This window comes from Paenibacillus glycanilyticus (assembly GCF_051200795.1).
Taxonomy (GTDB): Bacteria; Bacillota; Bacilli; order Paenibacillales; family Paenibacillaceae; genus Pristimantibacillus; species Pristimantibacillus glycanilyticus.
The window spans coordinates 1,572,376-1,585,751 of the sequence record NZ_CP195155.1 but is presented as its reverse complement, the minus strand read 5'-3'; the positions used below and the strand labels follow the sequence as shown (position 1 = coordinate 1,585,751).

Here is a 13,376-nt window from a genome sequence, read left to right as displayed (position 1 = left end):
ATTAACTGTCCTTATTTTAGGAGATTTGGCCTATTTTGATCTAGTACAAAATTTGGGATTTCCACATTTTTGAAGAACAAAAAAAGAGAATGTACCAAAAGTACATTCTCCCGTTCAAGCTTTATCGTGTTATTTCAGAAACTTCACCAAGTCCAGCTTAACCTCTTCTACCCATACATCCGTAATTTCAGCATCTCTGAAGTATTTCCAGGCTTCATAATATACCTTTGTCATATAGACGGATACATCATATCGTCCCATAGGGAATGTGACCTTATAACCTTCAAAAAACTCTCCCGTAATCCCATCTTCAGTCATAGTTAATCTCTCCCCTAGCCCTAGATCATACCTCTACATCATATCTAATTCTAGGAGATTATGTGATTCCAGTCTAGCAGTAATTTTACATTTCATGAAAGCTTTGGTTTAGTGGTCAAGCTATTTAAATAATCCGGCCACGATGAACCGGGAACCGGCGGGCAGCTGCGGTCTGACGGCCAAATATAGACCCAGCCCTCGAGCTCTGGATTTCTGGCATCCCGGACCCACACCCGTTCGTAGTCATTGCTCTCCTCGATCCCGTAAAACTCCTCCAGCTCGTCGAGCACAGCTAGTCCTGCACGGTCGATCGTAAGCCATAAGCCTTCGATTACCGCACCGTTCGTTCTGGCCGACTGATCCCTGACCGCAGCCGGATAAGCCCCAACGTCCACCAGCCTGCCCGAAATCATGCCGCTCCTGCTGTCGATAAGAAAAGGCGCTATGACAAAATGGTTGATCAAACCCGGGAGCAAGGAGCCATACACAAACACGGTAAGCCTGTCGCGTACAAACATATCTTATGCCTTGCCCGGCGCCCGGAGAGTAATCCCCTCCTGGATCAACGCCTCCCGAATGCGGGAAGCAAACAGAGCCGCGTGTGAACCGTCGCCATGCAGGCAAATCGTGTCGGCTTGCACGTTTACCGGAGCGCCATCAGGCGTAAAAGCAATGCCCTTCGCTGCCATCGCTACCGCTTGGGCTGCCGCTTGATCCGCATCATGCAGAACGGCTCCTTGCTTGCCGCGGGGAGCGAGACTTCCGTCCGGTTCGTAAGCCCGGTCCGCGAATACCTCGGATGCGGAAGGCAGGCCGTATTGCTTGGCCGTATCCAGCAGGAGGCTGCCGGATTGACCGTAAATAATGAGGCGCTCATCAACAGCCAAGGCCGCTTTGACAATCGCCTCAGAGACCGCTTTATCGCGGTTAGCCATATGGTAAAGGGCCCCATGCGGTTTCAGGTGAGCCATTTCCCCGCCTAATGCCCGAACAAAAGCCTGCAATGCGCCAACCTGATATAAAACAAAATCATACACCTCGGCTGCAGTTACCTGCATCTCCCGGCGGCCAAAGCCAAGCCGGTCAGGCAGGCCGGGATGAGCGCCAATTGCGGCGCCCGCGGACAAAGCCTGCTTCACGGCCGCATGCATCGTGTGGGGATCGCCGGCATGAAAGCCGCAGGCGATATTCACGCTTGTTATATAGGGAAGAAGCTCGGCATCTTGTCCGAAGGAATAGCTGCCGTAGCCTTCCCCGAAATCGCAGTTGAGATCTACCGCGCGCTTGTCCGTATCAATGTTTACCATGCTGGTGCTCCTTTCTTTTAAGGCTGACGGCTGCGGATCGCGGCGGCCAGATAGCGGATATCCTGCTCGCGCTGGCGATCCAGCCGCTGCGCTTCGTCCAGGGTAACAGGCTGGAACCGGATCGTATCGCCCGGTTTCGCCTGGGCCAGGAGCGGCATGTCGACCGTCGCGACATGCGCGATTTTGGGGTAGCCGCCGGTTGTCTGGCAGTCGGCGGCCAGAATGATCGGCCCGCCGCCGGGCGGTACCTGGACGGCGCCGGGCGTTACCCCGTGCGAGAGCAGCTCCGCACGGGACTCTCTTGCCAGCGGGGTGCCGATCAGGCGGCACCCCATGCGGTCCGAGGCGGGAGCGATGGCATACCGCTCCCGGAAGAAGGCTTCACGGGCAGCTGCGCTGAACTGCCCGTGCTCGCTCCCCGGCATCGCGCGAAGCACGATGCCGTCTTCGTCGCCGCCGTAGGCTCCCGGCGGCGCGAACCATGGCGCGGCCGCCCACGGCAGGCGGCGGCCCGCGCCTTCCGGCGCTTTCGCGGCGGAGGCTTCGCCCTGCCGCGAAAGCGCCGCTGCCCATGCGGCTGCCCACCGGGACGGGGCAGCTGCGCCATGCGCCGCGCCGCAGGGCAAGGCGTCGCCGGCGGCAAGGCGCCGCCCGGCGAGCCCGCCCAGCGCGGCGCGCGCATCCGTGCTGCGGCTGCCAAGCTCGCGCGGCACGCCGAAGCCCCCCGCTGCCGCCACGTAGGCGCGGCAGCCGCTTACGGCGCGGCCAAAGCGAAGCACCGCGCCGCGCGGAACAAAGACCGGCCGCCACATCGGCAGCTCTTCCCCGTCTATGGTTGGCTCCAGATAGGCGCCGCAAACGGAAATGAGAAGATCCGTATCCACCCTCAGCTCCGGCCCAACAAGCGTTACCTCAAGTCCCGCTTCCCCTTCCTCATTGCCCACTAGAAGATTGGCCATCCGCAGCGCATACCGGTCCATCGCCCCTCCGGCCGCAATGCCCGAAGAACGGTAGCCCTCCCTGCCCAAATCCTGAATCGTGGTCGATAGGCCGGGTTTCAATACCTTTAATCCACTGAAGCTCTCTGCTTCGCTTTTTATCGCCGTAATCCCGGTTATGCTTCGATCCGTCATAAGCGGAAGTCACCTCCGGTAACGGGAATAAATCGGACGCGGACGCCTGCCCGAAGCAGCACAGGCTCGCTGCGTTCCTTGTCAAACATATGGATCGGCGTGTAGCCGACGATCTGCCATCCCCCGGGCGAAGCAAGCGGATAAATCCCGGTTTGCTTTCCCGCTATTCCCACAGACCCTGCCGGGACAATAGCACGCGGCACGGCCTTTCGCGGCTGCTCCAGGTTCTCCGGAAGCCCGCTCATGTACGGAAAGCCCGGCATAAACCCAATCATCGCCACGGTATACTCCACCCTCGAATGCTCCTCGACGAACTCCGCCGCCGTCAGCCCCGAACGTTCGGCCGACTCTTCCAGATCCGGACCGTATTGGCCTCCGTAATACACGGGAAGATCGAATCTGCGGCCTTTTCCTCCTCGTTCCGAGGCTGCTTTTCCATTCTCGATCAAATCACGCAGCTTCCGTTCCGCGAGCTGATACGGCAGCAGAACGGCAGCCTCCGGCCCTTGCTCAATCTCCCGCCACAGCCTGGCAGGGTCATACAGGACGGTAACCGTCTCGTATGCCGGTACAATATCAACCACCCACGCTTCGGCTTGCTGCTTCAATGTCCATGCAAGGTCGGCCATCTGCTTCCAGCCGTCCGCTCCCTGCGTATCCTGTTGGAGGACAAGCGCGCGGTCGCCAAGCGGCGTTACGTGAACAGACATGATCAGCACCTCCGGCTCTGCTCTTTTTCCCCATTGTAAAAGAAATACGCGATAACGACCATCCTATAGTCACAAAAAAGAGCTGCCCGTTTATCCGGACAACTCTTGTTTTTACAACGAGGACAACCCTTATCCCGTCTAAACGGACCGTCAGAGGCTCTATCCTTTACCTATTGAACATACCGGTTAATGACTTCAACCAACAGATCATTTAACAGCTTCGTCTCGTATTCGCCTACCGCCGGTTCCAGATGATCGCTGCCGATGCCGCTGTCGTCGGTCAGGAACAAATAGGTGCCTCCGGTTGCAACCGCGGCAAACCTGAGCAAATATTCCGTATCCACATCAATGCCGCTTGAGGCAACCGGAATAATGCGAATCCCTGCCTTGGCCGCTTCCGCCAATACGCTATGCATTTCCTGCATGATCTGGGTTTCATGATGAGGCGGCGCGTCCAGCACAAGGAACAGAAGCCTTGCCCGCGCGTTCTCGCTCCATTTATGATCGCTGACCGCATTGCGCAATGCCTGCTCCACCGCTTCCGGATAATCCCCGCCGCCCTGCGCTTTTTGCATGGCAATAAGCTTTACCGCCTGATCGATATTGGCTGTAAAAGGATTTGCCTTCACCACATAATCATCATGAGTATCCCGGTAAAAATTCGTGCTCATCCGGATATCCAGCTGATTGGCATGCTTCTCGCCCACTCGGGTGATCACATCCTTCAGCTCGGCTTCCAAATAATCCATCTCATCCTGCATGGAGCCGGTCGTATCCATCACGAACATGACGTCTACCTGATTAGATTCCGGCAGCTCCCCGTCCAGATCTACCTTCAAGGCTCCCTGACCGGGCACCTCGATGTTCGATACCTTTTTCTTCTGCTGGTCGGCCATTACCTCAACCGAATAACGCGTTCTCTGATAAGGCTGCTCGTTATCCCGGAACAATCCCGCGAATACGTATGCCTTGCCCTCGGCATTTGTCTTGGATTCCCAGACCGTCTGATTCTGCTGACCGATCAGCCTTACCCTTGCATCGGACACGGCACGGCCGTCAGAGGTCACCGATACCTCCAGCCGGTTAAAATATTCAAAGCCCCAATGCGCGGAGCTGTCGCTGCCTTCATAACTATTAAGCAAATTATTGAACCGGTCCCATGCGGCAAGATCATCCCACTCGCCGGCAGTCAGCTGGCCTGCCCGAATTGGCGCGTCGGTCCGCCCTTGACGGCGCACCTCTTCCCGGTGGGATTCAGGTTCTTCAGCCCTATTCTCAACCCGGTTCCCCCGGTCATCCGCTGAAGATTCAGCTTTACTGCTATCCGTCCCGCGATCCGGAGCCGCCCGGTCAGCGGCGTTATCGTTCCGGCTTGACGAACAGCCGGCCAGAATAAGCAACATAACGAGCATTGAAACGATCATGGACATGAGCTTGTTTTTTGTTTGGTTTTTAATCATTTTCCATAACCCCCTTTATTTTCTAAATAGACGAAGGGAACGAAGGGATTGTTGCATTAACCGGCAATCAACATTACAATCAGAAGCAGGCATCCCGGCTGAAGATCGGGCCGTTTTATGCCAGTTCATGGAGGGCTGCAATAATGGAAACTATTCAACTTAAGAACATTGAGATTGTATACCGGCAGCAGATGAAGGAGCTTCTGTTCCGATCCGCTGAGCTTGTGCTAGTGTCGGATTACGGATCAAAGCTATGGTATGTGGATGTTAACGGAGTAAAAGATACCGAACTGCTTCAATGGTTTGGACAAAGCGAGGATATCCGGGTCGAATTATACGCAACGGCAACCGACGGACGAGCCTTTAACGGGACCGCCTATTTGCACCCGAACGAGCCGCATCAGGCCGCAGCGATCCGGGGCGACGGCGAGCTGCGCCAATCCTAGTCTCTTGTACATAGGGAAGGAGAAAGAGAACAACATGACAATTACTTCAAGATTGGTTGCCAGTGAACAAGATCTGAAGGCGGTTTACGACATCCGCAAAAAAGTTTTTGTGGACGAGCAAGGCGTGCCTGCCGAGAACGAATACGATGAATTCGAAGAATCGTCCAAGCATGTCTTGGTCCTTTACAACAATGAGCCCGTAGCCGCTGGCCGCGTAAGAGTGGTTGACGGCGTAGCAAAGCTGCAGCGCATTTGCGTCCTTGCCTCCCACCGTAAATACGGACTCGGCCGCGCCGTTGTGGAAGCACTTGAGTCGGTTGCCCGCGAAGACGGACTCAAGGAAGCAAAGCTTAACGGCCAGACGCATGCGGAAGCCTTCTACTCCAAGCTGGGCTACCGCACCGTCTCCGACGTATTCCTGGAAGAGAGCATCCCTCACGTAACCATGAAAAAAACACTTTAAGATCCCTGTTGCACCAGAAAGGAGCTGTCATAGCCGGCAGCTCCTTTCTACTTTGTTTTTCCGCAACTTTCTATACCTTTTTCAATCAATGCCTGTCTCTCAAGGTTGTCTTTCTTCGTTTGCCCTCCCGTACCTACTAGTTGTGCTTCCCCTTCCATTGCCTTTCCACTGCCCTTTCATCTACCATCTGCCGCTTCCCATTCTCCACTCGCCATGCGCCCCGATACTTTAATAATCTCGTTAAGCCGAGCTCCTGCAATAGGAGCCAAACTTCGGCACTTTCGACACTAACAATAACCTGCCCTGTTCATCACTCCCACCTACAGCTGCTCCTCATGCGCCACTCTTTACATCTAACGAACCCTGGTAACCTTATTTATACAAAATACCCGCTCCTGGCGTTCTAACGAAACCTGGTATCGTTATTCACCCGTTTCATCCTCGTATTCCCTTCAAATCAAGCAAATAACGCTATGTCGTTTCGTTAGAATTCCAAAACCGCCCATTTACCTCAAATAACGATACTACGTTTCATTAGCGCCTAGTCGGTTATGATTTTCTTTATCCTTCAGGCACGGAAAATCAACTTTATCCACAAGTCGCACTATATGTTTTTTGTCCCGGCACGGCGCCTGGAATCCACCAGGCGCCTCCTCGCCCCCACCACAAAGGGGCTGCCTATTTTTAAGGCAGCCCCTTTGTGGGAACAGTGCGAAGGTTGGGAAACACGCGGAGTGAGCGAAGAGAGGGAATGTATCTTCTGGAAGAGCGAAGCGCCTGCCTTTGTTCCTCTGAATACTCATCAGATGAGTAAGTTCATTATTCAGAGGAACAACAGTAACAACGAATTGCTGTAGGGTGAATTACTACTATTGCAATTCGGTGAGCTGGAAGAAGAAACATTCCCAACCTGAGCAACACGCAGCGCAGCATGATCCAACCTGAGCATGCACTCATCCCTAAAAAACAAAGGCTGCCTTAAACCAAGGCAGCCCCACCATTATTTGCTATGAGCAACTTCCGGAGTCGTCAAACGATCGTAGAAGTCAACGCATTTATCTTTGTCTTCGGAATCACGAAGCGCCATCGCCGAGCGTGGATGCTCATCCAGCATGCCTGTGATCATGTAAGGGATAATGTAGCCCCACTCTTCCTTCTCGCGGAGAGGAATCATGTATTTCTCGATCATGTCAAGAACCGGACGCACATTGTATTTCGCGTTTTGCAGGTTAGCGACAAGCAGCTCCGTGTTGCAGTTGCCTGCAGCGCGGCCCATGCCGTATACGGAAGCATCAAGCAGCTCTACGCCTTTTTCGGCGGCAAGCAGCGTGTTTGCGAAAGCAAGCTGCATGTTGTTATGCGTATGGATACCAAGGCGTTTGTTAGGCAGATGATGCTGGAATTTCTCAATCAGGTAGCTGTAATCGTTAGGCTTCAGGCTGCCGTACGAGTCTACGATGTAGACAACGTCCACTACACTTTCCTTGATCAGTTCAAAGGCATCGATCAGCTGATTCTCCATCACGTTGGAGAGCGCCATGATGTTAAGAGTAGTTTCGTAACCTCTTTCATGGAACAGTTGAACCAATTGCAGAGCCTTATCTACATCCTGGATGTAGCAGGCTACGCGGATGAGGTCAAGAAGGCTCTCGCTGCGCGGCAGAATGTCATTCTCGTCTACGCGGCCGATATCGACAAGAGCAGACAGCTTGGTATTGCCTTTGTTAGGGATGACTTGCTTCAGGAAGTTGTCATCCAGGAAACGCCAAGGACCAGCCGAATCGGCGCCTTTCAGCAGCTTTGGCGAGTTTTTGTAGCCGATCTCCATATAGTCTACGCCGGCTTCGTTCAATGTATTATAGAGATGTTGAACGAATTCAACGCTGAAATCCCAGTTGTTCACAAGTCCGCCGTCGCGGATCGTACAATCGACAATTTTACAATGGCTAGTTTTCGAGTTCATGTCCTACTCCTTCTGGTTCGTTTATGTTACATCCAATCATACTTGAAATAGATGCGGAACGCAAAATAATTTTGTCGTTTTTTGGATGCGCTCTAGGCTTCCTTCAACAGGTTTAAAGCCGTCTGGCGGTAGTTTTTCTGGAATTTCTTCACCTCTGGCAGCAGCTGCGTACCAGCAGGCCCGCGCATCATGCCGACATCATCCGACTTCGCCAATATCTCCAAAAACCGGTTCGCCATAATGCCGGTAACGGTATCCGGATTTTCAGCCGCCACTTTCTTATAACTTGCTTTCACTTCCGGTATTATCTTCAAATGGTTTGAATCGAAAATTGGCGTATTCGAAAGTCCGTTTATATACATTCTCAAATAAGTATCCAGATAGATGCTCTCAACCTCCGTGTATTCCGGGGAATCCGCATACTGCTTCAGAAAGGTCTCGGCCATCACCGCTCTGCTCGCTAATTCGTTCCACGAAATAACAAGCCCGGCATCCATGGCAGCCGGTTCGTCGGATTCCGCGGCTTTCAAAGCGATATAGCTGTTTAACGGCTTGGACAGATACATGCTGTATTTCTGCTGGTTGCTATAGTCTACAATCGGATAGATGGTGCCTTCTACCCATACCAGCTTGTAACCGCCGGACAGCTTGGTCACCACAAGCTGCCTGACCGCTTCGTCGGTAATGGACGCCGCGTTCGCCGAGGTGATCGGCCAGTCCATTTGCGTCAGCACATTTTGAACATTATCGCCAAAAAAAGCTTCCTGGGAGGTCGGCAGATCCTTCGCGTAAAAGGCGTAAAGCTCCCTAACCATCTGGTCCGCATTATTCTGCCCCGCTTTGTTCAAATTCTCGTTCAGAAAGGATACGATATCGGAAGCTTCCTTCGCCGTGCTGACCACCGTCTTGAATTTATGTATGAGAGCATCCTGCTCAGAGCTTTTCTCAACGGCTTCCGTGGTTGCGGGTTGCTTGACAGCCCGGTCAGCCCGGGCTGCATTATCATTTGGTTCCCCTTTGCTGCACCCCATTAATCCGATCACGATGCAGACGGTAAATAGTCTATATAAGAATTGTTTTAGACGAGAGTTCATTTACACCCAACCTTCCGTTCCATATAGTGTATGCCAGATTGAGCATATCCATTAGACGACAGGATAGATCGATTGGTTTCGGTCATTGCGCAAAAAAAACAGGCCGACTGCTCGGCCTGTTCCTTATTTTACCGCCAGCTCCCGTTCGAAATGACCGGAACGGGCGACCTTGGTAGTTAAATACTTCTCGTTATGAACGGATGCCTCTCCCCATAACGGCACGCGGGAGGTGATGTTCATCCCCGCGTCGCGAAGGGCTTCCACCTTGCGCGGATTGTTCGTAATGATGGATACTGGCGCTTGGCGAAGAAGCTTCAATACGTCAATAGCTTCGCTGTAGTCACGAGCGTCCTCGGCAAAACCAAGCTCAAGATTGGCATCTACCGTATCAAGGCCTTCCTCTTGGAGCAGGTAAGCCATCGCTTTGCTGAATAGTCCGATACCGCGTCCCTCATGGTTGGCCAGATAGAACAATGCGCCTGCTCCGTGGGCCATAATCATCCGCATCGACTGCTTCAGCTGGAAGCCGCAGTCGCAGCGCTGGCTGCCGAAGATATCGCCGGTATGACAGATGCTGTGCATGCGGATAAGCACTTCCTCCTCATGCTCGAAGTCGCCGTATACCAGAACGCTCGACTGCTGAAAGTCCGCATAATGAACTTGATTAAGCTCCGTAATCAGCTCTTCCACGGATTCGCTCTTTTGAATATCGCGGCGGAGCCAGCTGTACCATTGGAATGTTACCGTTTCACCGTCCAGCTCGACGGGAAGCTTGATTGGACCTACGACATGGATCGCATGATCGCCTTTGTCGATGGTTTTAATTTTATTTTTTAATATCGATAAGATATGTTCATTAGACATGTTTACCGCACCTTCTTTTTAGCTGAATAATAAACCACGAATAATTGACCAAATTCTTGCAGTAGATACCAGTATATTGAGAATGAAGCCATAGCGCAACAGGCTGCTGGTCCATCCTCGCATTCGCCCATGTAGGCTGGAATAGGGATATCTTCATCAGAATTCTTCGTTACTAATAGTAACTAATTATAATTTCATAATGAAGTGACGTCAAGTTACAAGCCTAACAAAAGTTTGCTTGTATTCATTTAACAATGTGACTATAATGGAATGGAAATGAACCAGAGGTGATCGTTATGGAGCAATCTGACCTTTGTCCGCGCGTGCAGAAAGGGATGGATCTCATTGGAAAACGTTGGATCGGCCTAATTATTTATCAGCTGTTAGCCGGCCCGCAGCGTTTCTGCGCTGTTCAAGCCGCGCTTCCGATCAGCGGCAGGCTGTTATCCGAACGTTTCAAGGATTTGGAGACTGAAGGAATCGTTACCCGCGTTGTTTATCCGGAAATTCCTGTCCGCATCGAATATTCCCTAACGGAAAAGGGCCGTGCACTAGAGCCTGTTGTAAGGGAAATCGAGAAGTGGTCACAGGAGTGGATAAGCCTGGAGGAACAGGCGGCGACCCTTTCTGAATAAATGTAGTTTTGGTTACGGCTTGTCTTTTCCGATACGGAAAAGGCAGGCTTTTTTTCTTCTATAAGAATTGCCGCCCCCTAATTATAGAACGCATGTTCGCAACTTTCAATATAATTTACAAATTCTTTTTCTTAACCTCAATTATCTTCCGGAAGCATAGGCAGCAGCCTGGCATCCTTCGTAAACCATAAGCGGTAACTGATCAAGCTGAGCACCATTGCGGTCATTGCCGCGGAGGAGGCCAGCACGAACATAATGAGGATCTGATAACGGACCGCTTCAATCGGATCCGCTCCCGCTACAATCATCCCTGTCATCATGCCGGGAAGCTGCACCAGTCCAACCGTCTTCATGCCGTCTAACGTCGGAATCATGCTGGCTCTGACAGAGCGGCGCAAGGAACCGTGGACCGCCTGCTTTTCCGTTGCCCCCAGGGCAAGAAGCATCTCCATCTCGCCCCTGGCCGTCTCCATCTCCCTCTTCATCTGGTTCAAGAGCAAGCCGCATACGATCATCGAGCTTCCAATAATAATACCGCTGACAGGTATGATATATTGCGGCGTTGGATCTATAATGCCTAGGCCAAGCAGAATCGCCATCGTTACCCCTTCCGTGCAGGCCAGTGCTATAGCAATCCGGCTGCGGATCCCCCGGACGTGCTTGGCCTTGGCTCCCGCATTCCATGCGGCAACCATAATCATGCATAAAATAATAATAATGATGAAAGCCGGATGGCTTGTTTCGAAAACGAAATGAAGAACGTAGCCGATAAACAGCAGTTGAACCGCCGACCGGATCGTGCCGATCAGAATTTCCTTCTCGAGCCCAAGCTTCTGTTTCATGGAGATTAAGGCCGCAACCGCAACAAAGCATACGGTGCATAGGAGGGCCATATTATTCATTGCTTCTCCCCCCTGTTTCCTGCAAGCTGTGTATAAACAAGCCCGCCTGTTCCGTAGCCGGATTTTCGAAAAACACCTCTGTAGCGCTCCTCTCAAGCAACCTTCCTTCGGCCATAAACCAGACTTGATTGCTGATCAAGCGTGCCTGATCCAGATCATGCGTAATCCACAGGTATGCTCTCTCCAATCCATTGGCCTGTCCAGCCGCCCAATCCATTAGAAGCTTCTCGACGGCTCTCTTGCTTGCCGGATCTAACGAAGACGTAATTTCATCAAGCAGCAGCAGCTCGGGATGAAGCAGCAGGGAACGGACAAGCGCAAGCCGCTGATGCTCGCCGCCGGAGAGATCCGAAGCCTGCTTGTCCCAATCCATCTTCCCTAGGCCAACAGCCTCCATATAGCTGCGGGCCAGTTCTTCTTCGAAAGGCTTATTATGCAGCTCGCTGACCGTACGGAGATTGTGAGCAACCGTGCCGCTTCGCATGACCGGCTTCTGCGCCACATAGGTAACCTTTTTGCGCCAGCTTTGCGGCTTGCATTCCGCGAATGTCTGCCCATCCAATTGAAGGTCGCCCTTATCGAAAGGCTCGAGCAGCGAAAGAATACGGAGCAGCGTGCTTTTCCCTTGGCCGGAGCCTCCTAGCAGAACAATCCGGTCTTCCGGCCGGATCTCTGCCGTAACGCCGGTGAACAGCCACTCATTACGGTTATCGAACTTGGATTTTGCCATTTCATTTACCAGCAATACGGTCACTTATTTATCCTCCAATACGCCCTCATTAGAAGAAGGAAAGGATGATGCCGACGATAAAGCCGCACACCGCGCCGTTCACCCTAATCCACTGCAGGTCCTTGCCGATCTTCTGCTCCAGCATTTGAACGAGCGCCTGATCATCCATTTGGTTGACGTTATCCCGCACCAGCACGCCAATCCGGTAATGGTTCTTCTCGATCCAGCTGACCAAATAAGCCAGAATAGACTGTTCCCAGCGATGGATTAACTCTTCTCTGCTCTTCGCCTGCTCGACCAGGAAGCGGAAGGCTTTGACGAGAATGCGTCCCCCGTTCAGACATTCCTCCTCCAGCTTATCGAGCAGCAGCTGACGGAGCTCTTCCAGACGAAGATGGATAAACCGTTCCACTCCAACGCTCTCCGCGCCGGACTCCAGTCCAGCCTTCAAGCGGGTCATCAGCTCTTCATTGGAAGACAAGGCCAAAGCATGCTTCTTCAATTCATCCAGCAGCTTCTGCCTGTTCGGATTGCCCGGCGTGCCAAGCTCCTTGATACTCGAGAGCAGCATGCCCTGAATGATCGGCCCCAGCTTCTCCGGACTCATAAAGCCAACAAAGGCTTGCACGGCGAAGCCCATAAATCCTCCTACCTGCAATTCTTCCATCTTGCTATGCGCCAGTCTTCCGAAGAATTGCTCGGTTTCCCGCTTCTTCACCCATTCCTGTCCTTGCGCAAGAACGAAATCCAATGCTTTCTCGTCCCAGCCTTCATAGACGAATTTGTCCGTCAGCTTGTCTACGATCGGAACGATATCCTGCTTGCGGATATAATCCACGGCAAGCTCCTGAATTTTGGCGCTCAGCTTCTCGAGCGGAACCTCTTCAAGCGAGGACTGGGCGAACCGCAGAATGCCAACCCTCAATTTGCGCTTCCCGATCAGTCCCGTAATGCCCGATGCCAATCCTCTGAACAGCTTCAGCTCCTTCAGCTTTTTGCTGATGCTTTCCTTGTTCAGCAGCTCGTTTTCCATCGCCGATATGAGAGAATTGACGATTTTGTCCCTGTTCTTCAGCAGCAGGGACGTATGCGGAATCGGAATGCCGAACGGATGACGGAACAAAGCCGTAACCGCAAACCAATCCGCAATTCCCCCGACAAGACCGGCTTCAAAGCCGCTCTCGAGGAGCCGCGTCCACCAATTGTCCGGCAGCCACAACCTGGTTACGATAAAGCCGATAAACATAATGGCCAATGACAAACTCGCAATGTATCTTGATTTCATAGTAGCTGTAGTCCTCCTGTACCGTTTGCTTTATACTAATTATACCAGATAACGTCGGGAACTTAG

At 52.5% G+C, this 13,376-nt stretch carries 15 protein-coding genes; 3 read left to right on the top strand and 12 right to left on the bottom strand.

The genetic code is table 11. From position 1 onward, the window contains the following. Positions 1-129: 129 nt before the first annotated feature. From ACR9FF_RS07195 to ACR9FF_RS07170, 6 genes are all read right to left on the bottom strand, one after another. Positions 130-318: a hypothetical protein gene (locus ACR9FF_RS07195; RefSeq protein ID WP_015842998.1), complete on the bottom strand. Its 189-nt coding sequence runs from the start codon at positions 316-318 to the stop codon at positions 130-132. A gap of 92 nt (positions 319-410) precedes the next feature. Continuing rightward, entirely contained in the window at positions 411-836 is a 426-nt protein-coding gene (locus ACR9FF_RS07190; RefSeq protein WP_435169988.1) for a gamma-glutamylcyclotransferase family protein, read from the bottom strand. Positions 837-839: 3 nt separating this feature from the next. Next, on the bottom strand, positions 840-1,625 hold the full coding sequence (locus ACR9FF_RS07185) for a LamB/YcsF family protein (RefSeq protein ID WP_435169986.1): 786 nt from the start codon (positions 1,623-1,625) through the stop codon (positions 840-842). Positions 1,626-1,642: 17 nt separating this feature from the next. Beyond that, positions 1,643-2,758, bottom strand: a complete 1,116-nt coding sequence (locus ACR9FF_RS07180; RefSeq protein ID WP_435169984.1) for a biotin-dependent carboxyltransferase family protein — start codon at positions 2,756-2,758, stop codon at positions 1,643-1,645. After that, on the bottom strand, positions 2,755-3,468 hold the full coding sequence (gene pxpB, locus ACR9FF_RS07175; protein WP_435169981.1) for a 5-oxoprolinase subunit PxpB: 714 nt from the start codon (positions 3,466-3,468) through the stop codon (positions 2,755-2,757). The genes ACR9FF_RS07180 and pxpB overlap by 4 nt, the downstream gene beginning before the upstream one ends. A 170-nt stretch (positions 3,469-3,638) precedes the next feature. Then, a complete protein-coding gene (locus ACR9FF_RS07170; RefSeq protein WP_435169978.1) occupies positions 3,639-4,928 on the bottom strand; it encodes a VWA domain-containing protein in 1,290 nt (429 codons plus the stop codon). Between the two features lie 143 nt (positions 4,929-5,071). Between ACR9FF_RS07170 and ACR9FF_RS07165 the strand changes: the two genes are divergently transcribed. Both ACR9FF_RS07165 and ACR9FF_RS07160 read left to right on the top strand, forming a co-directional pair. Beyond that, positions 5,072-5,374, top strand: coding sequence for a hypothetical protein (locus ACR9FF_RS07165; RefSeq protein WP_127490774.1), 303 nt, complete (start codon positions 5,072-5,074; stop codon positions 5,372-5,374). A gap of 34 nt (positions 5,375-5,408) precedes the next feature. Next, positions 5,409-5,837, top strand: a complete 429-nt coding sequence (locus ACR9FF_RS07160) for a GNAT family N-acetyltransferase (RefSeq protein ID WP_435169975.1) — start codon at positions 5,409-5,411, stop codon at positions 5,835-5,837. Between the two features lie 1,000 nt (positions 5,838-6,837). On the opposite strand, the gene ACR9FF_RS07155 is transcribed toward ACR9FF_RS07160, so the two are convergent. From ACR9FF_RS07155 to ACR9FF_RS07145, 3 genes are all read right to left on the bottom strand, one after another. Beyond that, on the bottom strand, positions 6,838-7,800 hold the full coding sequence (locus tag ACR9FF_RS07155) for an aldolase catalytic domain-containing protein (RefSeq protein WP_116393901.1): 963 nt from the start codon (positions 7,798-7,800) through the stop codon (positions 6,838-6,840). Positions 7,801-7,892: 92 nt separating this feature from the next. Beyond that, entirely contained in the window at positions 7,893-8,894 is a 1,002-nt protein-coding gene (locus ACR9FF_RS07150) for a hypothetical protein (RefSeq protein WP_435169972.1), read from the bottom strand. Positions 8,895-9,017: 123 nt separating this feature from the next. Further along, complete coding sequence (locus tag ACR9FF_RS07145) at positions 9,018-9,758, bottom strand: GTP cyclohydrolase II (RefSeq protein ID WP_127490777.1); 741 nt, start codon at positions 9,756-9,758, stop codon at positions 9,018-9,020. Positions 9,759-10,054: 296 nt separating this feature from the next. Between ACR9FF_RS07145 and ACR9FF_RS07140 the strand changes: the two genes are divergently transcribed. Next, complete coding sequence (locus ACR9FF_RS07140) at positions 10,055-10,393, top strand: winged helix-turn-helix transcriptional regulator (RefSeq protein ID WP_127490778.1); 339 nt, start codon at positions 10,055-10,057, stop codon at positions 10,391-10,393. Positions 10,394-10,530: 137 nt separating this feature from the next. Here ACR9FF_RS07140 and ACR9FF_RS07135 read toward each other — a convergent pair whose 3' ends face one another. From ACR9FF_RS07135 to ACR9FF_RS07125, 3 genes are read right to left on the bottom strand one after another with little or no spacing between them, the layout of a single operon-like run. Beyond that, a complete protein-coding gene (locus ACR9FF_RS07135; RefSeq protein ID WP_201006426.1) occupies positions 10,531-11,295 on the bottom strand; it encodes an ABC transporter permease in 765 nt (254 codons plus the stop codon). Then, entirely contained in the window at positions 11,288-12,049 is a 762-nt protein-coding gene (locus ACR9FF_RS07130; protein ID WP_435169968.1) for an ABC transporter ATP-binding protein, read from the bottom strand. The genes ACR9FF_RS07135 and ACR9FF_RS07130 overlap by 8 nt, the downstream gene beginning before the upstream one ends. A gap of 25 nt (positions 12,050-12,074) precedes the next feature. Next, positions 12,075-13,310 (bottom strand): DUF445 domain-containing protein, encoded by a 1,236-nt coding sequence (locus ACR9FF_RS07125; RefSeq protein ID WP_435169966.1) that lies wholly within the window; start codon positions 13,308-13,310, stop codon positions 12,075-12,077. Between the last annotated feature and the right edge of the window lie 66 nt (positions 13,311-13,376).